This window comes from Rhizobium sp. RU36D, from assembly GCF_900176345.1.
GTDB lineage: Bacteria > Pseudomonadota > Alphaproteobacteria > Rhizobiales > Rhizobiaceae > Allorhizobium.
Genome location: NZ_FWXU01000003.1, coordinates 1 through 18,189, shown reverse-complemented (window position 1 = coordinate 18,189; position 18,189 = coordinate 1). Strand labels below are relative to the sequence as shown.

Here is an 18,189-nt window from a genome sequence, read left to right as displayed (position 1 = left end):
TGATGACCGCATCACAGGGTAAGGGTCCATGTCTGGCCGTTTTCCTGTGGGCCGAACAGCGTATGCGGTTCTTCCGCTTCCAGCACGAAGCCGGCCTTCACATAGATATGCCGCGCCGCATGCAGGATGTCGTTGGTCCAGAGCGTCAGTTTTCGATAACCGGACGCGCGTGAAAAGCGGATGCATTCCTCAACCAACAGGCGCCCGAGACCAAGACCGCGGGCCTGCTCGTCGACATAGAGCAGGCGAAGCTTGGCGATTCCTTCGCCGCCATCCATGATCAGCGCCGACCCGACGCGCGTGCCGCCGCGTTCGGCGATCCAGCAGAACTCCCGTGCCGGATCGAAATTGGCCAGGAACTTGCCTGCGATCTCGGCGACGAGGGCTTCGAAACGGCTGTTCCAGCCGAAAGCGGCCGTATAGAACTCTGCTTGGGACTGAACGATCCAGCCGAGATCGCCCGGCCTGTGTGGCCTAAGGACGGCAGGCTCGTTGCGGCTTGCTGACGGATCCAGAAGCAGGCGGATGGTGGAAAAGGCCGCCTTCAACCTCTCCCGGTCGGACTGGCCAAGGTTGTCGACCATGGCGGCAAGCTCAACCCTCGATGCCGCGCCAAGCTTTTCGAATTCTTTGATGCCGTGGTCCGTGGGGGTGATGATCTGGCTGCGCTTGTCCTGGGGGTCCGGCGTCGTTTCGATCAGGCCGGCGGCACGAAACCGCTTGATGATGCGGCTCAGATAGGCCGCATCCAGCTGCAATTCACGGATCAGTGCGACCGCCGCCACACTGCGCCGGGCGCCAATTTCGTAGAGGATGCGAGCCTCCGTCAGATTGTATCCGCTGCCGAGATAACCCTGGCCCAGAACACCAAGCCGATTGGTGTAAAAGCGGTTGAAGGCTCGCATCGCTTCCACAGTCTCCAGATCCGTTGATTCCATATCGAACTCCCTGCGCCTCGTCAGGAGCATAAGGATGGAAAACGGATCAGGTCAATCAATTAATGGACCAGGTCCACTAAATCGACTTATTCGGGCTTCGGTAGGTTGCGATCGTTTTCGCACTTCGACAGCTTCAGTTGCTTGAAGGAGTAGACTGCGACGACGCGATCGATGCCATCACGGCTCTCGGTATCGACTTCGATGCAGGCGCAGGCATAGCCGTAATTGCCATTGGTGCGCACATAGTCGCGCTCGGAAAAATCAGGGATGTTCTCCATGCCCAGCGCCTCGTCCGGCATGCCCTGGGACATCAGGATCCAGGTGCTTTCGCTGTCATCGAGCCAGAGATTGCCTGGGGTGGGATTATGAAGCCAGCCGCAGCGGTTTTCGGCTGAAAGTGCAGGGCTGCCGATCAGGGCAAGACCGAGGGCGGCGAGGGCGATGAGACGCTTCGACATTGTATTTCAATCCAGGCTCTAGGTGGGTAATTGCGTGATCATATCGATCGCGATGAGCCGGATGAAGCGCCAAAACTGGGTCCAGGCACAGAAAAAATTTAAGCCCCGGATAAACTCCGGGGCCTTGGGTCGGGAAGTCCGAAAACTGAGAAATATCAGTTGGATTCCGAATGATCGCGGGTCACCAGCGTGACGGTCTTGTCGGCGTTGACGCGGTAGGTTTCGATGGCGCGGTCACCGGTGCTGGTGATGAAGGCGTGCTCGAAGCTCGAACCGGCCGGAGCCTTCTGAAGCTGGACGTTGGCGCCGCCGTAGGTGAGCGAACCCGGAATGGGTTCCAGAGCGAAGGCTGCGGACGAACCGGCGAGGACGGCGATCAGCGTGGCTGCTGCGAACTTGTTCATGATGATGTCTCCTATTCGTGTGGGGATTAGTTGTTTTCGACGTGGGCGCGGGTGACGAGGCTGACGGACTTGTCGGCGTTGACGCGGTAGGTTTCGACGGCCTGGTCACCGGTGCTGGTGATGAAGGCGTGCTCGAAGCTCGAACCGGCCGGGGCCTTCTGAAGCTGGACGTTGTTGCCGCCGAAGGTGATCGAGCCTGGGATCGGTTCCAGAGCGAAGGCTGCGGACGAGCCGGCGAGAACGGCGAGGAGGGTGGCTGCTGCGAACTTGTTCATGATGATGTCTCCTTATGTGGGAAGGTTGGGATTAGTTGTTTTCGACGTGGGCGCGGGTCACGAGGCTGACGGTCTTGTCGGCGTTGACGCGGTAGGTTTCGACGGCCTGGTCACCGGTGCTGGTGATGAAGGCATGTTCGAAGCTCGAGCCGGCGGGAGCCTTCTGAAGCTGGACATTGGCGCCGCCGTAGGTCAGGGAGCCCGGGATGGGTTCCAGAGCGAAGGCTGCGGAAGAGCCGGCGAGAACGGCGAGGAGGGTTGCTGCTGCGATCTTGTTCATGGGGAAATGCTCCTTACTTGAGTGCCAGTGGCATTAGTTGTTTTCGACGTGGTCGCGAGTGACCAGCGTGACGGTCTTGTCGGCGTTGACGCGGTAGGTCTCGATGGCCTGGTCACCGCTGTTGGTGATGAAGGCGTGTTCGAAGCTCGAACCGGCCGGAGCCTTCTGAAGCTGAACGTTGCTGCCGCCGTAGGTGAGCGAGCCCGGAATGGCTTCGATGGCGAAGGCTGCGGACGAGCCGGCGAGAACGGCGACGAGAGTGGCTGCTGCGATCTTTTTCATGGTCATTGCCTCTGTTGATTAGTTGATATGCAATCGAACTGCTTGGTTCGATGAGCTAGAAATGGGACAAATTTTTCGGCTTGGCAAGAGGGGGTAGGCGCCAATCGAACCGCTTGGTTCGATGATTTGATCGATTTTCTTTGGAGATCTTGAAAAATTTAGCATGCAAAAACAGTGGCTTGTAAATTACATGCAGCCAAAATTGTTGTATAAAAAAATTATTTTGTCACCACGTAGTCACGCTTCTGTGAGTGTGGCGTGTTGGGGGCTGCAGGCCGCTGGAAAACCCTCGTTGTGCCCGTTTTTTCGGCTTGACGGGCAGGGGCGATGCCTTTAGAAAATGCAGGAACCGTACGGTACGGTACGCGTCAGAGAGCAAGATAGTGCAACACGAATCGACTGCAGATCACGACTTCACCCCACGCCAGAACGCGGTTCTGGACGTGGCGCTGGGTCTGCTTGTCGATGGTGGCGACAAGGCGCTGACGACTGCCGGATTGGCGCGGGCTGCCAATTGCTCCAAGGAGAGCCTCTACAAGTGGTTCGGCGACCGCGATGGTCTGCTGTCTGCGATGATTTCGCACCAGGCGAGCAAGGTGAGGACGTTCGAGCGCAGCGGCGAGCGGCTGACGCCGGACACGCTGGTGGATCATCTCGAATTGTTCGCGCGGGACCTGCTGGAGGTTCTGGCAGGTGATGTGTCGCTTGCGCTCAACCGGCTGGCGATCGGCCAGACCAGCCGCGAGGGATCGAAGCTCGGAACGCTGCTGCTTGAGCGCGGGCGGCGGCAGATCGATCGCCGCGCACGCGCGCTGCTGGATGCCGGGCAGCGGGACGGGCTTTTGCGATTCAATGACGGGGAAGAGGCCTATCGATCGCTCTATGGCCTGATCGTTTCGGACCTTCACGTGCGCATGCTGCTCGGCGACCGGCCGGGCAAGGAAACATTTCCAGCCAGGGCCAGGAAGGCGGTCGCGTCATTCCTGAAGCTCTACGGCACGACAAGAATACCGACGGAATGAAGCGCTGATCTTCATCCTAGGGTTAAGACATCTCAACAACAGACAAGCAATGGGAAGGAAAACGAAATGCGCGTCTACTACGATCGTGATGCCGATCTCAACCTCATCAAGTCCAAGAACGTCGTCATCGTCGGTTATGGCAGCCAGGGCCGCGCCCATGCGCTGAACCTGAAGGACAGCGGTGCCGCCAATGTAGTCATCGCCCTCAAGGCCGGCTCTGCCACCATCAAGAAGGCCGAAGCCGATGGCTTCAAGGTCATGACTGTTGCCGAGGCCGCCAAGTGGGGCGACCTGATCATGATGGCGACCCCGGACGAACTGCAGGCCGACATCTACAAGGCCGAGATTGCCGGCAATATCCGTGACGGTGCAGCGATTGCCTTCGCCCACGGCCTCAACGTGCATTTCGGCCTGATCGAGCCCAAGGCATCACTCGACGTCGTCATGATCGCGCCGAAGGGCCCCGGCCACACGGTCCGCGGCGAATACCAGAAGGGCGGCGGCGTTCCCTGCCTGGTTGCCGTTCACCACAATGCGTCCGGCAACGCTCTTGAACTTGCTCTCTCCTACGCTTGCGGCGTTGGTGGCGGCCGTTCGGGCATCATCGAGACCAACTTCCGCGAAGAATGCGAAACCGACCTGTTCGGCGAACAGGTCGTCCTGTGCGGCGGTCTGGTCGAGCTGATCCGCGCTGGTTTCGAAACCCTGGTCGAAGCCGGCTATGCGCCGGAAATGGCCTATTTCGAGTGCCTGCACGAAGTGAAGCTGATCGTCGACCTGATCTATGAAGGCGGCATCGCCAACATGAACTACTCGATCTCCAACACGGCCGAGTGGGGTGAATATGTCACCGGCCCGCGCATCATCACGGCAGAAACCAAGGCTGAGATGAAGCGCGTTCTGCATGACATCCAGACCGGCAAGTTCACCTCGGACTGGATGCAGGAATACCGCGCCGGCGCGTCGCGCTTCAAGGGCATCCGCCGCATGAACGACAGCCACCAGATCGAAGAAGTTGGCACCAAGCTGCGCGGCATGATGCCCTGGATCGGCAAGAACAAGCTGGTCGACAAGGCCGTCAACTGATCGGCTTGCCGCTCCAGGTCCTCAGGATCGCGTGCCTTCGGCATCGCGGGGATCGGCAAGAACAAGCTGGTTGACAAGGCTGTCAACCAAGCATCGCCAGACGGATGTAAGCATTAGCCGGGGAGGGAGACCTTCCCGGCTTTTCCATGTTGCGCTCACCATCAATATCCGTTTCGCTGTAACCTCGCGTTGAGAATCGCCGCAGGCGGTCGTGCGCCATCGTGGAGGAGCCAATGATGATGAAATCGGTTGTGGGGATGCTGGGGCTCTTCGCGCTCAGTATCTCCAGCGCGCAGGCGCAATCCCAGGTGGTGGTGACGCCCGTGACCAAAGCCGACGTTACGGTGTCGGGCCAGCCGATCGCCTTGCCGACGGACAATCCGGAAGTTACCGTTTCAGTGTATGAAATTCCGCCCGGAGCAAAACTGTCGCAGCATCGCCACCAGTATCCGCGATACGGCTACGTCCTGTCCGGCAAGCTGCGCGTCACCAATATGGATACGGGCAGTGTTACGGATCTCGGTGTCGGTGGCTTCATCGTGGAAGCGCTTGGCCAGTGGCACTATGGCGAAAACCCCGGCACCGAGGCATTGAAATTGCTCGTGATTGACCAGGCGCCAAAGGGCGTCGTCAATATGGAGCCGAAAAAGTAGTCCATGCAGTTGAGGCGCCGGCCGCAATCTCTGGGGGTCGCGACCGGTGTGGTTGTTCGACCCTTGTCAGGCGTTGCTGGCGCGGCTGGATACGACCACGGTGACGAACAGCAGCATCGACACAAAGGTGATCAGCGAGCCGACGATGGCGAGCGCCGGGTTCATTCCCAGCACGGACAGTCCTATCCCCGGCGCGAGGCAAAGAACGCCGAGCGTGGCCGCTGCTACCTGTAGTTTTGCCAGGCGAGACGCGGCGGCGGCGGGCACGACGTGATAATAGAGGCCGAACAGCGCGATGGAGGCCCAACCGACAAGGTTGAGATGCGCATGGGCAGGGCTCAGGGTATGGTCATGGGTAATACCCATAAAAATGCCGCCGGCCATGCCGACAAGGGCATAAAGACTGGCTGTGACAAGACAGATAAAAGCTAGACCGCGCATGCGGTTCTCCCCGTGATCGTTCGCGACGAACCGTCCCCCGGTCGCCGGCAAAAGGTTAAATGGCTTCATGCAGAACAATGCTAAGACGAATGGCGGTGCTGCGGCGCCCCTCAGCACCGGGACCAGAGCCTCTTGAGCCGAGGCGTGTCCGGGCGGGAGTATGTCTTGTTGTTTGTCAAGCTCAAGGGGAGAAATGACGTATTGTGTCCAAAAGTTGCACCCTTTTCGGGTGTTTCCGTGTCTTCAGACCGTTTGCTCGTGCTGAGCAATCGCGACGTATCATATCAGGTGCTTCCTATGGAGCGCATCTTTATGCTGGTCTGAGGCCGCGCGGTCAAATCTTGCGCGATGTTCAGGCATGCTTTGCATTTATTTCGCGCTGCAGCATCGCCGGGTAATTTGTCGAAAAGCGATAGGTCAGCATTGTTGACTTATCTCAAATTTCGTGGTCTGTTGAATCATCCAAAAAGATAATCGAGGAAACCCCCATGTTGAACTGGGATCATATCTTTGCAACCCGTTCGTCGCGTATGCGCGCTTCGGAAATTCGCGAACTGCTGAAGCTGCTGGAACGGCCCGATATCATTTCGTTTGCCGGCGGCATTCCAGATCCCAAGCTGTTTCCGGACGAGGCGTTCAAGACGGCCTATTCCGACATCTTCTCCAGCGACCAGGTTGGCGCGGCTCTGCAGTATTCCGTCAGCGAAGGGTACAAGCCGTTGCGGGAATGGCTGAAAGGCGAGATGGAGAAGCTCGGCATTCCCTGCTCCGTCGACAACATCTTCATCACCTCAGGCTCGCAGCAGGCGCTCGATTACCTCGGCAAGCTGTTCCTGTCGCCGAAGGACACGGCGCTCGTCGGCTGGCCGACCTATCTCGGCGCCTTGCAGGCCTTCAACGCCTATGAACCGAATTACGACCAGCTTACGCTGAACGGCAACCGTACGCCCGAAAGCTACAAGGTTGCGGCCGAAAACCTCGGTGGTGCCGTCAAGTTCGCCTATCTCTCCGCCGATTTCTCCAACCCGACCGGGGAAACCGTTGATCTCAACCAGCGCAAGCGGCTGCTGAAGCTCGCTGACGAGATGGATATTGCGATCATCGAAGACGCTGCGTACCAGTCGCTGCGCTATGACGGCGAGGCGATCCCGCCGATCCTGGCGCTTGAGATTGCCGAGAAAGGCTCGATCGAAGACACCAGGACGATCTATTCTGGCAGTTTCTCCAAGACGCTCGCTCCAGGCCTGCGCGTCGGCTTCGTGGTTGCCGCCATGCCGGTTATCCGCAAGCTGGTCCTGATGAAGCAGGCCGCAGACCTGCACTCCTCCACAATCAACCAGATGGCCATTACCCATGTCGCGGAACGCCACTTCCCTGAGCAGGTGGCCAAGATCAAGGCGGCTTATAGCGCGCGGCGCAATGCCATGCTGGCAGCCCTTGAGAAATACATGCCGGCCGGGACAGTCTGGACCAAGCCGGAAGGCGGGATGTTTGTCTGGGTGACACTGCCGGAGGGCATGGACGGTGCCGACCTCTTGGCGCGCTCGGTTGAAACTGAGAAGGTGGCCTTCGTTCCGGGGCAGGCCTTCTTTGCCGACCGGTCGAATGCCAATACGCTGCGGCTGTCCTTCTCCTGCGCCAATGAAGAGATGATCGACGAGGGCATCAAGCGGCTTGGACGCCTGATCGGCGGGGCGTTGGCTGCGGCCGCCTGAGCCTCGTGCCTGGAATGAAAACGAAAATGCCCGCCGTCACCAGCGGGCATTTTTTTGTCTGGTATCGCCTGGTCAGTCGCGCGCCAGGACGATGACCATATCCTCTTCGGTATACTGCACCATCTCTGAGCGGGAGGGGTTGACGGTCACACCACCCAGCCTGCGACCATCGACATCGGGCTCGTTCTGGCGTCGATAGCCGATTGCCAGTTCTCCGCGCCGCAAGGCCGCCAGCGCCACGGTGAAGAAATTGACCGGTGCATCGATGGCGACGTAGTCGCGCATCGGCCGCATGTAGATCTCCGAGCCATTCTCATCGAGCAATTCGCCGAAGATCGCTGCCATGTACTGGTTTTCCGAGGCCTGGGCGAGCATCAGACTGACCAGCTTGTTGCTGACGACGAAGTCATCGGCGCGGGTGACCTCGGCCAGTTCTCGGTTCCGGACATCGGTCATTTCGCTGACGACATTGATCCGGGTGCCCTCAGTTTCCGCGATCTTGCGCAGATGTAGCAGCGTTATCAGCGTTCGCGTGTCCGCCGACTGCATGGTCATGTGGTCGGAATAGCCAAGGACCAGAACATGGTCATAGGCCACGATGCCGAGCGTATCGAGCGCCGCGCGGCTGCTGGTGTCGATAATGCGATAATCCAGCGACATATTGCCGTTGGGGAAGACGAGGCCGGCGATATCCGCCTCGAGCTCGGGCGTGTCGGCGGCGATGGTCAGGTGCGAACCGGGTGCGACATAGCGGCAGAGTTCCGTGGCGATGATCGGACCGCGGCGGTTCCAGCCGAGAATGAGCGTGCGTTCCGGGCCGACGGGACGCGGCTGCGGCGGGCGGATCGCTTCCTTGGACAACTGGATCTCGTTGGTCCATGGGCGGATGGAGTCGTCGTCCTCCGCGATGATCACGGCACGCTCGCTCTCCTGGAAGACGCGCGTGGGATGTGGATTGAGATGGATCTTGCCATCCGTGTCGCATACGCCAATCAGGGTGCAATTCTCATAGGACATGGCACCAGCGACGAAGGGCTTGCCGACAAGGGTGGTCTGTTCGAGCGTATAGATTTCGCAGCCGTCGAAATCGAGCAGTTCGGAATAGACGGCGCTCAAGCCGGACTGGCGGCTGGTATGGACGACGATGCGCGAAATCAGGTCGTCGGCGAGCACCAGTTGCAACTCGGGGCCGCCGACGATGCGGGCGACGTCGGCATTGCTGGCGCTGCGGATTTCGGCGGCGATCATATAGGGGGCGGGCCGGCGCTTCGGGTCGTTCACCAGCGCCAGAACGGTCTTGATCACCTGTGAGTCTGCGTCATCACCCTCGGGCGATAGCACGATGATCGAACGGGATGTTTGCGGATTGACGATCGAGAGGTCGAAGAGATCGGTCGGGTCGCCGCTGCGGCAGATGATCTTGGTATTGCCGAGATCCTCGATCTTGGCGGCAATCTCTTCCTCCATCTCCACCTTGTCGCGGCCGGACATGATGACGATGCGCGGATGCTTGCGGCTGCGATTGGCGATGACAAGTTCCGAAATGACGTCGAAGATCGACGGCGACCAGTTCAGGATGATGGTGTGATCGACTTCAAGCACACGCGAGCGGCCTTTGCGCAATTCGTCGAGCTTGTCTTCCAGGCCCGAGCTGATAACGCCGATCAAGGCCGAGAAGACGAAGATGCCGGCCAGCGTGACCACGAGCGCCACGAGGCGGAAGCCCCAGCCCTGGTCACCGCCCATGGTGCCGGCATCGAAGGTGCGCATCAGGGATTCCCAGGTGCCTTCGATGAAACTGACAGGTTCGCCGCCTGCTGGCGCAATCCCGGTGATCGCCAGGAAAGCGCCGGCCAGCGTGATCACAATCAGCGAGATCAGCGCCAGCCAGCCAATGAGGGCCATAGCTCCGCCGGCCATGCTCTTGTCGAACGCGTATCTGAGATGCGCGCGCCAATCGTCGCGTGTCTTCATGTCGAGTGGTGTCCCCATCCTTGTTGCTATATCGGTTACACCTCTCCCCGCGAGGTGCAAGACCGTCAGCCTTCGTCCCAATTATAGTTTCTGCGTCCTTGTCCCCAAGGCCATGACAAACGAGACGTTTGCCAAGCCGGGGGTGGATCGGCAGGTTAGGATCGTTTCTATCCGGGATTAATTGCCCTTTGGTAACCGCGCCGCCATGTCATCTGATAGCCGGCGGCAAAAAAGCCGGCAAAAACATCCGTCTGCACCTTCGTCTTCATCTTGCCGCGCCGGTTTATCGCCCTCATGACGTCTTGGCGTGCTTGATGATTGTCATATCACTGTTAAGCGCCCGGCGTAGAGGGACCCCATATCAATGAGGGTCCGATCATGAAGAACATTCTTGCCACGCTTGCATCCGCCATGGCGCTCACGCTGGCCGCCTCTGGGGCCGGTGCGGCCAATCTGGTGCTCTATACCAGCCAGCCGAATGAAGATGCGCAGGCGACCGTCGACGGCTTCATGGCCGCCAATCCGGATATCAAGGTCGACTGGGTGCGCGACGGTACGCCGAAGATCATGGCAAAGCTGATGGCCGAGATCGAGGCCGGCAACCCTGTCGCTGACCTGCTGCTGATTGCCGACACCGTGACGCTGGAGCGCATGAAGCAGGCCGGACAGCTGATGGCCTACAAGTCTGCGGAGGCCGCCAACTACGACAAGAGCCTCTATGATGCGGATGGTGCCTACTACTCGACCAAGCTGATCACGACCGGCATCATTTACAACACGGCTGCCGCCATGAAGCCGACGAGTTGGGCCGATCTGGCCAAGCCGGAAGCCAAGGGCCTCGTCACCATGCCGAGCCCGCTGACCTCGGGTGCAGCGCTCATTCATGCGCAGACGCTAGCGGCCGTACCGGGCCTCGGCTGGGATTACTACAAGGCGCTGCAGGCCAATGGCGCGATCGCCTCAGGCGGCAACGGCGCTGTCCTGAAGTCGGTCGCATCAGGCGAAAAGGCCTATGGCGTGGTCGTGGACTACATGCCGATCCGCGAAAAGGCCAAGGGCGCGCCGGTCGAGTTTGTCTTCCCGGCAGAAGGTGTTTCGGCCGTGACCGAACCGGTGGCCATCCTCTCCACCACCAAAAATGCCGAAGCCGCCAAGAAGTTCGTCGACTACGTCCTGTCGGAAAAGGGCCAGGAAGGCTTCCTGAAGCTTGGCTATATCCCGGCTCGCAATGGCATGCCGGTTCCGGCAGGCTTCCCGGCGCGCGACACGATCAAGGTCCTGCCGATCGACGCTGCTGCGGCGCTCAAGGCCACCGAAGCGGATCTGAAGACCTTCTCCGGCATCTTCGGCACGAACTGATCGACAGGTTCTATGTCGCATTCCCTTAGCATATCAAACAGCCAGCCCCGCTGGCTGTTTCCGTTTGTCCTGGCGACGACCCTTTGCCTTTGCGCGCTGCCGCTGGTCAGGCTGTTGGCGGCCGGGGTGACGTCGGCCCTGTCGGGTGGCGTCTGGGCACTGCTGTCGGAAGCGACGGTCTGGGCGGCGGTCTATAACACGCTGGTCACCTCGCTGCTGGGCATGGTCCTTGCGGTCGCCATCGGCGCCTTGTTCGCATTTTCCCTGACACTGGCGGATATCAGGTCGAAATGGCTGCTGAGCTTCCTCTTCATGTTGCCGATGATGATCCCGCCGCAGGTTACCGCGCTCGCCTGGATCGGCATGTCGGGACCATCGAGCCCGCTTCTGAAATCCTTGGGGCTCGCGCCGCCGCTCGGCAGCCCGCAGCCGCTTTATTCCATCGCCGGCATCGCGCTTCTCTATGGTGTGCAGCATGCGCCGCTGGTTTATCTGGCGCTGCGAGCGGGGCTGCTGGCCCTGCCGCGCGATGGCATTGAGGCCGCCCGGCTGTCGGGCGGATCGCCGGGACAGGTGCTGAGGCACATCGTGCTGCCTCTGTCCGCCCCCGGTCTGATTGCCGGTGCCGCCATTGCCTTCGTCTCTGGTGTGGGCAATTTTGGCATTCCGGCCATCCTCGGCATTCCCGCTTCGATCCATACCCTGCCGACGCTGATCTATTCCCGCTTTGCCAGCTTCGGCACCAGCACGTTCGGCGATATTTCCATGCTTTCCGCGATGATCGGCCTGATGGCGGTCGCAGGTCTGCAGGTGCAGGAAATGGCGCTGAAGGGCAGGGACTACCGCATCATCGGCCTCTCCGGCGCCACCACGACATTCACGCTTGGACGGCTCAGGCTGCCGCTGGAGGCACTGTTGTGGGCTATCCTGTTTGCCATTCTGCTCGCGCCGTTTCTTGCCCTCTTGTCGGCGTCCCTGGTGCCAGCCTATGGGGTGGCGCTGTCATGGAAGACGCTGTCGCTGTCTGCCTATGAAGAGATCCTGCTGCGGCAGACCGTGACAAGAACGGCGTTTGCCAATTCGATCTTTCTCGCTTCCGCGACGGCCGCAGGGCTCCTGGTGATATCGGTGCTGACGGCCTATGCGGTCACCCGCCGCCCCGGCCGCTTTGCGCGCCTTGTCATGGGACTGATCGAGATACCCTATGCCTTGCCCGGTATTGTGCTGTCGGTGGCCTTCATCCTGGTCTTCGCAGCGCCGCTGCCGGTCGTGAACGTGACGATCTACGGCACCATCTGGATCATTCTCGCAGCCTATCTCTCCAGTTTCTTCGCCGTTGGGCTGAAGCCCGTCATCAGCGCCATGCGGCAGCTCGATCCGGCCTTGGAAGAGGCGGCGCGACTGGCAGGGGCCGGATTTCAGCGGCGGCTTCGCGATATCGTCGTGCCGCTGATCGCGCCCGCTGCCGGCGCTTCCGTCATCCTGGTCTTCCTGATCGCCTGCAACGAGCTGACCGTGTCAGCCCTGTTGTGGTCCGCCGGTACCCAGACGCTGGGCGTTGCGATTTACAATCTCGATGACAGCGGCTCCTACGATCTTGCCTCGGCGCTTTCGGTGCTGGTGGTGATCTTGGTCGTTATCCTGATGCTGCTGCTGGAACTGATGGCGGCACGGCTGCCGAGAGGTGTCGTACCATGGCGCAACTGACCCTTCGTAACCTCTGCAAGGATTTTGGTACCGGGCGTCCTGCCGTCAGCGATGTCACGCTCGACATTCGGGAACGCGGCTTTCTGGCGCTTTTAGGCCCGTCCGGTTGCGGCAAGACCACGGTGTTGCGCATGATCGCCGGCTTCGAGGCGCCGACTGACGGCGCTGTCCTGTTGGGGAGCCGGGTGCTGTCGGATGCCACGGCTGTGGTACCGCCGGAGCGGCGAAACATGGCGATGGTGTTCCAGTCCTATGCGCTCTGGCCGCATATGACGGTTGCAGAGAATGTCGGCTATCCCCTGAAGGTGCGCGGATCGAGTGGTGCTGCGGCTCAAGCCAAGGTGCGGGAGGCGCTGGCCTCCGTCCGGCTGGAAAGCTATGCCGATCGTCGGCCGGCCGATCTCTCCGGCGGCCAGCGCCAGCGCGTGGCGCTTGCACGGTGCCTGGTCACATCGCCTGACGTGGTGCTGCTGGATGAGCCACTGGCCAATCTCGATCGCCATCTGCGACAGGAGATGGAGGAGGCGTTTCGGGATTTTCACATCCGCTCCGGTGCCACCATCGTCTATGTCACCCATGACCAGGCCGAAGCGATGGCGCTCGCCACCGATGTCGGCGTCATGGCGGAGGGGCGCTTGCTGCAGGTCGCGCCGCCGGACGAGATCTATGCCCGACCCGAAGGCAGGCAGGTGGGCGCCCTGATCGGGCAGGGCTCCATTCTCTCGCTGCCCGACGATGGCGTCAACGATCGGCTTTTCGACAGGCAGCGGCTTGAAACCATGATCGCCAGGCATTCGGTGCTGAACCAGCCGAGGATGGATGTTCTTGTGCGGCCGCAGGATGTCGCGCTTTGTGCCGAGGGGCTGCCGGTCCGTGTGGCCTCCGCCCTGTTCGAGGGAGAGCGATATGCACTGCGCCTCGAGCTTGCTGACGGCCAGGCCCTACGGGCCTATGCCCGCGACAAGGTTCAGGTGGGCGACCGCCTCCATGTGGCGATCAACCGAGGCTGGCGGTTGTGACGGCTCACCGGGCGCCTGAGCACTGCCAGCGTATGACGCGGCAGCCGCGGGTCTGACCGCTGCAGGAGCGGTTGGCTTCATATTCCGCGCGAGCGCGATCGCTGCCCCATCCCGAGCCCCAACCGCTTGAGCCGACAGACAGCGCGCCGCATGCATTGACGAACCAGATCGCAATCCGGCAGTCGCGCGCATGGGAGGTGCATCCCTGCATCGCCCGCCGTTCCGCGCCGACACGCGTATCGAACGAGTAGGACCACCCGGTCGAGCCGGTTCGGGGTGAATAGGCTATGGCGCCATAGCTGTCAGCCCGAGCGGTCGCTGGCGGAATCACCATGAAAAACGCCAGCATGCAACTGACCAGAACGCTCGTTTGACGCAGCATGTCAGGCTCTCCTCCATCTTTGCTTTTCGCCATGTTATTGAGGTCGGAGAGAATAATATACAGACATTCGAGCGATACCCTTTGCCGTGCCACAACTCCCGAGATAAATGCTTAAGCACCTGCTGTGGCACGCTTCCTTCGCTAGGCTCGGCAGGCAGGAAAGGCTGAAATCCCCATGTCCTTGCGGCTTGCCACCTTCAATGTCGAAAACCTCATGATGCGCTTCGATTTCACCGGGTTCCGCAACCAGTTGCGCCAGGATCGGGTGCTGAAGCTGTTCGAGGTGGCGAACGAGGAGGACTACAAACGGCTGGAGGCGGCCCGCGTGGTGGCCTCGACCGATGACACCCGCCAGCATTCGGCACTGGCGATTGCCGATGCCGATGCGGATATCCTGTGCCTGCAGGAGGTCGATAACATGGCGGCGCTGTCCGCCTTCGAATACGGCTATCTGTTTCGTATGGTCGGGCATGGCTATCGGCAGAAATATCTCGTCGAGGGAAATGATAGCCGGGGCATCGACGTGGCCGTGATGATGCGCGAGGAAACGCGGGATGGCCAGAAGATCGAGGTCGTCGATATCAAGAGCCATGCAGCATTGACCTATCGCGACCTGGGACTGTTCAACCGCGAGCTTGAGGCAACCAACCAGGCCGACGACAAGATCTTCAAGCGTGACTGCCTGGAAATGGACCTGCGCATCGGCGGCAAGCCGTTCACGCTCTACGTGGTGCATCTGAAGTCCATGAGCAGCCCGCGCGACGGCATGGATGGCCGTACAGCGACCATGCCGGTTCGCACGGCGGAGGTGAAGGCGCTGCGTCACATCATCGAGAACCGCTTTGGCAAGGGCCACACGGCGGACAAGCGCTTTGCCATCTGCGGCGACATGAACGACTATCAGGAACGGGTGGATGTCATCGGGGATCGCCGCAGCGGCTACCGCTTTCAGCCTGTCGGGGACTTGCCGAGCGCGCTCGATGTGCTGAGCCATGATGGCTTTGTTGAAAATCCGATGCAGCGCCGCGAGGTCATGGACCGCTGGACGCTCTACCATGCCCGCGGCCCCGAGGAGCAGCATCTCTGCCAGCTCGACTATATCTGGCTGTCGCCAGCGCTCGCCCGGGCCAATGCCGGGCGCTTGCCGGAGATCGTCAGGGCAGGGCAGCCGTTTCGCACCGTCTTTCCGCCGGGGCAGGCGGTGGAGCGCTATCCACGCGTGGGCTGGGACCGACCAAAAGCTTCGGACCACTGCCCGGTGGTGATGACATTGGATATCGCATGACCGAACACAATCTGGCCTTTGACACCTCCGCCTGGCCGGCGGATCTCAACGTCTTTCCGGTAAACTCGGTTGAGATCAGTGTCTTGCCCGGCGATCATCCGCTCTACCTCGCCAACCGCGAGGCGATTGCGCTGAATTGGGAAAGGGAAGCGGCGGCCAATCCGGCCCTCTATGACGGCCGCATGTTGCTGCACAGCAAGATTGTTCTGAGCGACGGGGCCATCAAGGCCGAGGCGCATGTCATCCCGTTTTCAACCTATCTGTGGTGGCGCCGGCAGACGGGGCCTGAAGGTGCATGTCATCTTTTCGGCATGGCGGTGCCGGTCTCTCGCGATGGCGCGATCATCGCCATTCGCATGTCCGATCATACGGCTAATCCCGGCATGGTGTATTGCGCCGCCGGATCGCTCGATGAGCACGACGTGACTGACGGGGTCTGCGATATCCATGGCAATATGCATCGGGAGGTGCTGGAGGAGACGGGCCTGGACCTGACATCAGCCCGTGCCGATGCCAATCTGTACGCTACGCGCTGGGGCAGGTTCGTCAGCATCTTCCGGTTTTACCATTTCGACCTCACGGCGGACGAGATGCTGGAACGCATAGCCGAGCACATGAAGACCGACCCGGAGCAGGAAATCGCCGGCGGTGTCGCCATTCGAAGCCCCGATCCGCAGGCGCATCCCTATAGCAAGACGATGGCGCCGATTCTTGCGATGCACTTCGCCCGTCATGGCTCATATACTGTTGCTTGCAGGCTTTGCCAAGGTCGTGCAGTCTGCCGGTCCGATCGTGTGACTGCGGAGATTCGATTGCCTCGGCCCTATTGCATCTATGACGTTTTCACCAACAGGAAACTCGCGGGAAATCCGCTGGCGGTGGTCTTCGAGGCGGAGGGCCTTGACGACAGTGAAATGCAGGCGATCGCCGCGGAGTTCAATCTCTCCGAAACCGTCTTTGTCATGGCGCCGACCAACCCGGCCCATACGGCCCGCCTGCGGATCTTCACGCCGGGGCGCGAACTGCCCTTTGCCGGCCATCCGACCGTTGGCGCTGCTGTCGCCCTGGGGGAACGCCAGCATGGGGATGCGCAGCAGATCGATCAGGTCTCGGTGCTGGAGGAGAATGTCGGTCCCGTGCGCTGTGCGGTGCGGTTGCGCCCGGGTGAAGTCAGCTTTGCTGAGTTCGACCTGCCCAAGACATCGGCGCGCGTCGACCTGGCGCTTGATCCGGAAGCTCTGGCGGACGCGCTTGGCATATCGCCCGGTGTCATCGGTTTTGAAAACCACGTGCCCTCGATCTGGAGTGCCGGTGTGCCGTTTCTGCTGGTTCCCGTGCATAACCTGGCGGCCGTGGGCGCAATCGAGTTCGATCCGCAACTGTGGGAGCGTGCGGCTCCCTTCGTTCAAGGCGGGCTGGTCTCGGCCTATGTCTATTGCCGCGGCGGCATGCACCATGCCGCCAAGTTTCATGCCCGCATGTTCTCGCCTCACATGGGCATAGCCGAGGATCCAGCCACCGGGTCCGCGGTCGCCGCACTCTCCGGCGCCATCCGTTTCTTCGACGACCTGCCGGACGGCCATTATCCCCTCATGATCGAACAGGGGGTGGAGATGGGCCGGCCGAGCTATATCCACCTGCATATCGATACCAAGGACGGCGATATCTTGCGCGCCCGCATCGGCGGTCAGGCAGTGCGCGTGGCGTCCGGCATGCTGGAGTATTGAGGGAGCGCGCCTTCTCCTGGCCGCTATCCTGCCCCGATGGCTTGCTGGGAAGATGAATATGGCGTTTGGGCCAGTCTTTCGGCGCCTTCTTTTTCGCTATGAAATCAAGTTTTTCGCGATTTCTCGAAGAATTTTGCAAGCGCCGTATAGACAAGGTGGACGATCCTGTTTATACGCCCGGTCACGCCACGGCGACGGGGCAGGCGGGTGATTAGCTCAGTTGGTAGAGCAGCTGACTCTTAATCAGCGGGTCGTAGGTTCGAGCCCTACATCACCCACCATCATTGACCTTTAGCCATCAAAAGGTTGTGTGTCAGAGGCTTGGTCACTTTCCAGGTTGTTTTGTCGCTTTTCGATGTAACACGCTGTTTTTGAATAGAAGTTCTGCGCTTGTTTTGCGCCTGTGGATTGGTGTGGATAACCGGGATCGTCTGGGGTGATCGGGTGCTCCTGGGCGTACCATTCCTCGATTCGATAAGTCAGTTGTAAGCGAATTTCTTCCTCGCTCCTCGAACTCCCGCATGTTCCTGGTGTGCGTTTCCAGCCGCTGCTTCTGGAGGCCATCATATGATTGTTTGTCTGCTGCTTCCGATCCCGAGGGTTTGATCACCATAGCTTCGACCAAGTTCACTTCGGGTTCTGAATGGCACAACGGGCTCCGTTAACGGATCGATCGCCACGTCGCTTATGCCGACTTACCTCGATCTGTTGGGCCCGGCATACGTGTTGGCCGGTAGAAACATACCTTGGAGCGGAGCATGTCAGCACCTGCAGACATGGCAGCAATGTCAAATCTCGGCGGGATGATGGTAATCGGTGCGGGTGCAGCAAGCTTGGCTCAGGGCATCTTCGACGGCCTGGATGCGGCCCGTGAAGCCCGCCGGGAGCACGCATATTATGATGTCCTTGGTGCAGCACGTCAGCATGCAAGCACCGTGGAACAGATGGCATTAACCGCTGTTCGCCTGATCGCTGATCTCGAATCCCAGGTCGCCCAGCTCCGTGCAGCGTGCGATCAGAGCGAGGAAGTCATTGAACCGCGCCGGGTTTGCCGGAGGCTCCAACTTCTGAGAAATTGGAGCAACTTTGAGCAAGACAACGAACAAGTTTTCAGCTGAAGTCCGTCAACGCGCCGTTCGTATGGTGTTGGATCACGAAGCCGAGCACCCTTCGCGGTGGGCT

Annotated in this window: 19 protein-coding genes and 1 tRNA gene; 11 read left to right on the top strand and 9 right to left on the bottom strand. The window is 60.4% G+C overall.

The genetic code is table 11. The features are described from left to right. Positions 1-11: 11 nt before the first annotated feature. The 6 genes from B9A97_RS04665 to B9A97_RS04640 form a co-directional block, all read right to left on the bottom strand. Positions 12-938, bottom strand: coding sequence for a bifunctional helix-turn-helix transcriptional regulator/GNAT family N-acetyltransferase (locus B9A97_RS04665; protein WP_244564129.1), 927 nt, complete (start codon positions 936-938; stop codon positions 12-14). Positions 939-1,024: 86 nt separating this feature from the next. After that, positions 1,025-1,396 carry a DUF4087 domain-containing protein gene (locus tag B9A97_RS04660; RefSeq protein ID WP_084363870.1) on the bottom strand — a complete coding sequence of 124 codons (372 nt, stop codon included), beginning with the start codon at positions 1,394-1,396 and terminating at the stop codon, positions 1,025-1,027. A gap of 155 nt (positions 1,397-1,551) precedes the next feature. Next, complete coding sequence (locus tag B9A97_RS04655) at positions 1,552-1,800, bottom strand: hypothetical protein (protein WP_084363869.1); 249 nt, start codon at positions 1,798-1,800, stop codon at positions 1,552-1,554. 26 nt (positions 1,801-1,826) lie between these two features. Then, on the bottom strand, positions 1,827-2,075 hold the full coding sequence (locus B9A97_RS04650) for a hypothetical protein (RefSeq protein WP_084363867.1): 249 nt from the start codon (positions 2,073-2,075) through the stop codon (positions 1,827-1,829). A 31-nt stretch (positions 2,076-2,106) separates the two neighbouring features. Then, positions 2,107-2,355, bottom strand: coding sequence for a hypothetical protein (locus tag B9A97_RS04645; protein WP_084363865.1), 249 nt, complete (start codon positions 2,353-2,355; stop codon positions 2,107-2,109). Positions 2,356-2,388: 33 nt separating this feature from the next. Further along, a complete protein-coding gene (locus B9A97_RS04640; RefSeq protein ID WP_084363864.1) occupies positions 2,389-2,637 on the bottom strand; it encodes a hypothetical protein in 249 nt (82 codons plus the stop codon). Positions 2,638-3,020: 383 nt separating this feature from the next. Between B9A97_RS04640 and B9A97_RS04635 the strand changes: the two genes are divergently transcribed. The 3 genes from B9A97_RS04635 to B9A97_RS04625 all read left to right on the top strand — a co-directional run bounded on the left by B9A97_RS04635 (position 3,021) and on the right by B9A97_RS04625 (position 5,398). Then, positions 3,021-3,659, top strand: a complete 639-nt coding sequence (locus B9A97_RS04635) for a TetR/AcrR family transcriptional regulator (protein WP_084363862.1) — start codon at positions 3,021-3,023, stop codon at positions 3,657-3,659. 66 nt (positions 3,660-3,725) lie between these two features. Further along, complete coding sequence (gene ilvC / locus B9A97_RS04630) at positions 3,726-4,745, top strand: ketol-acid reductoisomerase (RefSeq protein WP_084363861.1); 1,020 nt, start codon at positions 3,726-3,728, stop codon at positions 4,743-4,745. Positions 4,746-4,978: 233 nt separating this feature from the next. Beyond that, positions 4,979-5,398, top strand: a complete 420-nt coding sequence (locus B9A97_RS04625; protein ID WP_143530329.1) for a cupin domain-containing protein — start codon at positions 4,979-4,981, stop codon at positions 5,396-5,398. 66 nt (positions 5,399-5,464) lie between these two features. On the opposite strand, the gene B9A97_RS04620 is transcribed toward B9A97_RS04625, so the two are convergent. Next, positions 5,465-5,839, bottom strand: coding sequence for a hypothetical protein (locus B9A97_RS04620; protein ID WP_084363859.1), 375 nt, complete (start codon positions 5,837-5,839; stop codon positions 5,465-5,467). A gap of 488 nt (positions 5,840-6,327) precedes the next feature. Here B9A97_RS04620 and B9A97_RS04615 point away from each other — a divergent pair, with 488 nt between their 5' ends. After that, positions 6,328-7,554 carry an aminotransferase-like domain-containing protein gene (locus tag B9A97_RS04615; RefSeq protein WP_084363858.1) on the top strand — a complete coding sequence of 409 codons (1,227 nt, stop codon included), beginning with the start codon at positions 6,328-6,330 and terminating at the stop codon, positions 7,552-7,554. A 72-nt stretch (positions 7,555-7,626) separates the two neighbouring features. Here B9A97_RS04615 and B9A97_RS04610 read toward each other — a convergent pair whose 3' ends face one another. Then, complete coding sequence (locus tag B9A97_RS04610) at positions 7,627-9,528, bottom strand: CASTOR/POLLUX-related putative ion channel (RefSeq protein WP_084363857.1); 1,902 nt, start codon at positions 9,526-9,528, stop codon at positions 7,627-7,629. A 378-nt stretch (positions 9,529-9,906) separates the two neighbouring features. Here B9A97_RS04610 and B9A97_RS04605 point away from each other — a divergent pair, with 378 nt between their 5' ends. Genes B9A97_RS04605 through B9A97_RS04595 form a run of 3 tightly spaced genes read left to right on the top strand, consistent with a single transcriptional unit; the run spans position 9,907 to position 13,613 of the window. Next, a complete protein-coding gene (locus B9A97_RS04605; RefSeq protein ID WP_084363855.1) occupies positions 9,907-10,887 on the top strand; it encodes an ABC transporter substrate-binding protein in 981 nt (326 codons plus the stop codon). A gap of 12 nt (positions 10,888-10,899) precedes the next feature. Then, the gene (locus B9A97_RS04600; RefSeq protein ID WP_084363853.1) at positions 10,900-12,594 is read left to right on the top strand and encodes an ABC transporter permease; all 1,695 of its coding nucleotides are present in this window, start codon (positions 10,900-10,902) and stop codon (positions 12,592-12,594) included. Beyond that, on the top strand, positions 12,582-13,613 hold the full coding sequence (locus B9A97_RS04595) for an ABC transporter ATP-binding protein (protein ID WP_084363852.1): 1,032 nt from the start codon (positions 12,582-12,584) through the stop codon (positions 13,611-13,613). Before B9A97_RS04600 ends, B9A97_RS04595 begins: the two co-directional genes overlap by 13 nt. 4 nt (positions 13,614-13,617) lie before the next feature. On the opposite strand, the gene B9A97_RS04590 is transcribed toward B9A97_RS04595, so the two are convergent. Continuing rightward, positions 13,618-13,995 (bottom strand): DUF4189 domain-containing protein, encoded by a 378-nt coding sequence (locus B9A97_RS04590; RefSeq protein WP_244564128.1) that lies wholly within the window; start codon positions 13,993-13,995, stop codon positions 13,618-13,620. A 175-nt stretch (positions 13,996-14,170) separates the two neighbouring features. Here B9A97_RS04590 and B9A97_RS04585 point away from each other — a divergent pair, with 175 nt between their 5' ends. The 4 genes from B9A97_RS04585 to B9A97_RS04570 all read left to right on the top strand — a co-directional run bounded on the left by B9A97_RS04585 (position 14,171) and on the right by B9A97_RS04570 (position 18,125). Next, a complete protein-coding gene (locus tag B9A97_RS04585; RefSeq protein WP_084363850.1) occupies positions 14,171-15,280 on the top strand; it encodes an endonuclease/exonuclease/phosphatase family protein in 1,110 nt (369 codons plus the stop codon). An 812-nt stretch (positions 15,281-16,092) separates the two neighbouring features. Further along, complete coding sequence (locus B9A97_RS04580; protein ID WP_084364140.1) at positions 16,093-17,007, top strand: PhzF family phenazine biosynthesis protein; 915 nt, start codon at positions 16,093-16,095, stop codon at positions 17,005-17,007. 205 nt (positions 17,008-17,212) lie between these two features. Next, positions 17,213-17,288 (top strand) — tRNA-Lys (locus B9A97_RS04575). A gap of 477 nt (positions 17,289-17,765) precedes the next feature. Further along, positions 17,766-18,125 carry a hypothetical protein gene (locus B9A97_RS04570; protein ID WP_179145220.1) on the top strand — a complete coding sequence of 120 codons (360 nt, stop codon included), beginning with the start codon at positions 17,766-17,768 and terminating at the stop codon, positions 18,123-18,125. Positions 18,126-18,189: the final 64 nt, after the last annotated feature.

Excerpts from the sequence above, each read along its gene's own strand:
- B9A97_RS04665 (WP_244564129.1), bottom strand. The coding sequence starts at position 938 with ATGGAATCAACGGATCTGGAGACTGTGGAAGCGATGCGAGCCTTCAAC.
- B9A97_RS04660 (WP_084363870.1), bottom strand. The coding sequence starts at position 1,396 with ATGTCGAAGCGTCTCATCGCCCTCGCCGCCCTCGGTCTTGCCCTGATC.
- B9A97_RS04655 (WP_084363869.1), bottom strand. The coding sequence starts at position 1,800 with ATGAACAAGTTCGCAGCAGCCACGCTGATCGCCGTCCTCGCCGGTTCG.
- B9A97_RS04650 (WP_084363867.1), bottom strand. The coding sequence starts at position 2,075 with ATGAACAAGTTCGCAGCAGCCACCCTCCTCGCCGTTCTCGCCGGCTCG.
- B9A97_RS04645 (WP_084363865.1), bottom strand. The coding sequence starts at position 2,355 with ATGAACAAGATCGCAGCAGCAACCCTCCTCGCCGTTCTCGCCGGCTCT.
- B9A97_RS04640 (WP_084363864.1), bottom strand. The coding sequence starts at position 2,637 with ATGAAAAAGATCGCAGCAGCCACTCTCGTCGCCGTTCTCGCCGGCTCG.
- ilvC (WP_084363861.1), top strand. The coding sequence starts at position 3,726 with ATGCGCGTCTACTACGATCGTGATGCCGATCTCAACCTCATCAAGTCC.
- B9A97_RS04625 (WP_143530329.1), top strand. The coding sequence starts at position 4,979 with ATGATGATGAAATCGGTTGTGGGGATGCTGGGGCTCTTCGCGCTCAGT.
- B9A97_RS04620 (WP_084363859.1), bottom strand. The coding sequence starts at position 5,839 with ATGCGCGGTCTAGCTTTTATCTGTCTTGTCACAGCCAGTCTTTATGCC.
- B9A97_RS04615 (WP_084363858.1), top strand. The coding sequence starts at position 6,328 with ATGTTGAACTGGGATCATATCTTTGCAACCCGTTCGTCGCGTATGCGC.
- B9A97_RS04610 (WP_084363857.1), bottom strand. The coding sequence starts at position 9,528 with ATGAAGACACGCGACGATTGGCGCGCGCATCTCAGATACGCGTTCGAC.
- B9A97_RS04605 (WP_084363855.1), top strand. The coding sequence starts at position 9,907 with ATGAAGAACATTCTTGCCACGCTTGCATCCGCCATGGCGCTCACGCTG.
- B9A97_RS04600 (WP_084363853.1), top strand. The coding sequence starts at position 10,900 with ATGTCGCATTCCCTTAGCATATCAAACAGCCAGCCCCGCTGGCTGTTT.
- B9A97_RS04595 (WP_084363852.1), top strand. The coding sequence starts at position 12,582 with ATGGCGCAACTGACCCTTCGTAACCTCTGCAAGGATTTTGGTACCGGG.
- B9A97_RS04590 (WP_244564128.1), bottom strand. The coding sequence starts at position 13,995 with ATGCTGCGTCAAACGAGCGTTCTGGTCAGTTGCATGCTGGCGTTTTTC.
- B9A97_RS04585 (WP_084363850.1), top strand. The coding sequence starts at position 14,171 with ATGTCCTTGCGGCTTGCCACCTTCAATGTCGAAAACCTCATGATGCGC.
- B9A97_RS04570 (WP_179145220.1), top strand. The coding sequence starts at position 17,766 with ATGTCAGCACCTGCAGACATGGCAGCAATGTCAAATCTCGGCGGGATG.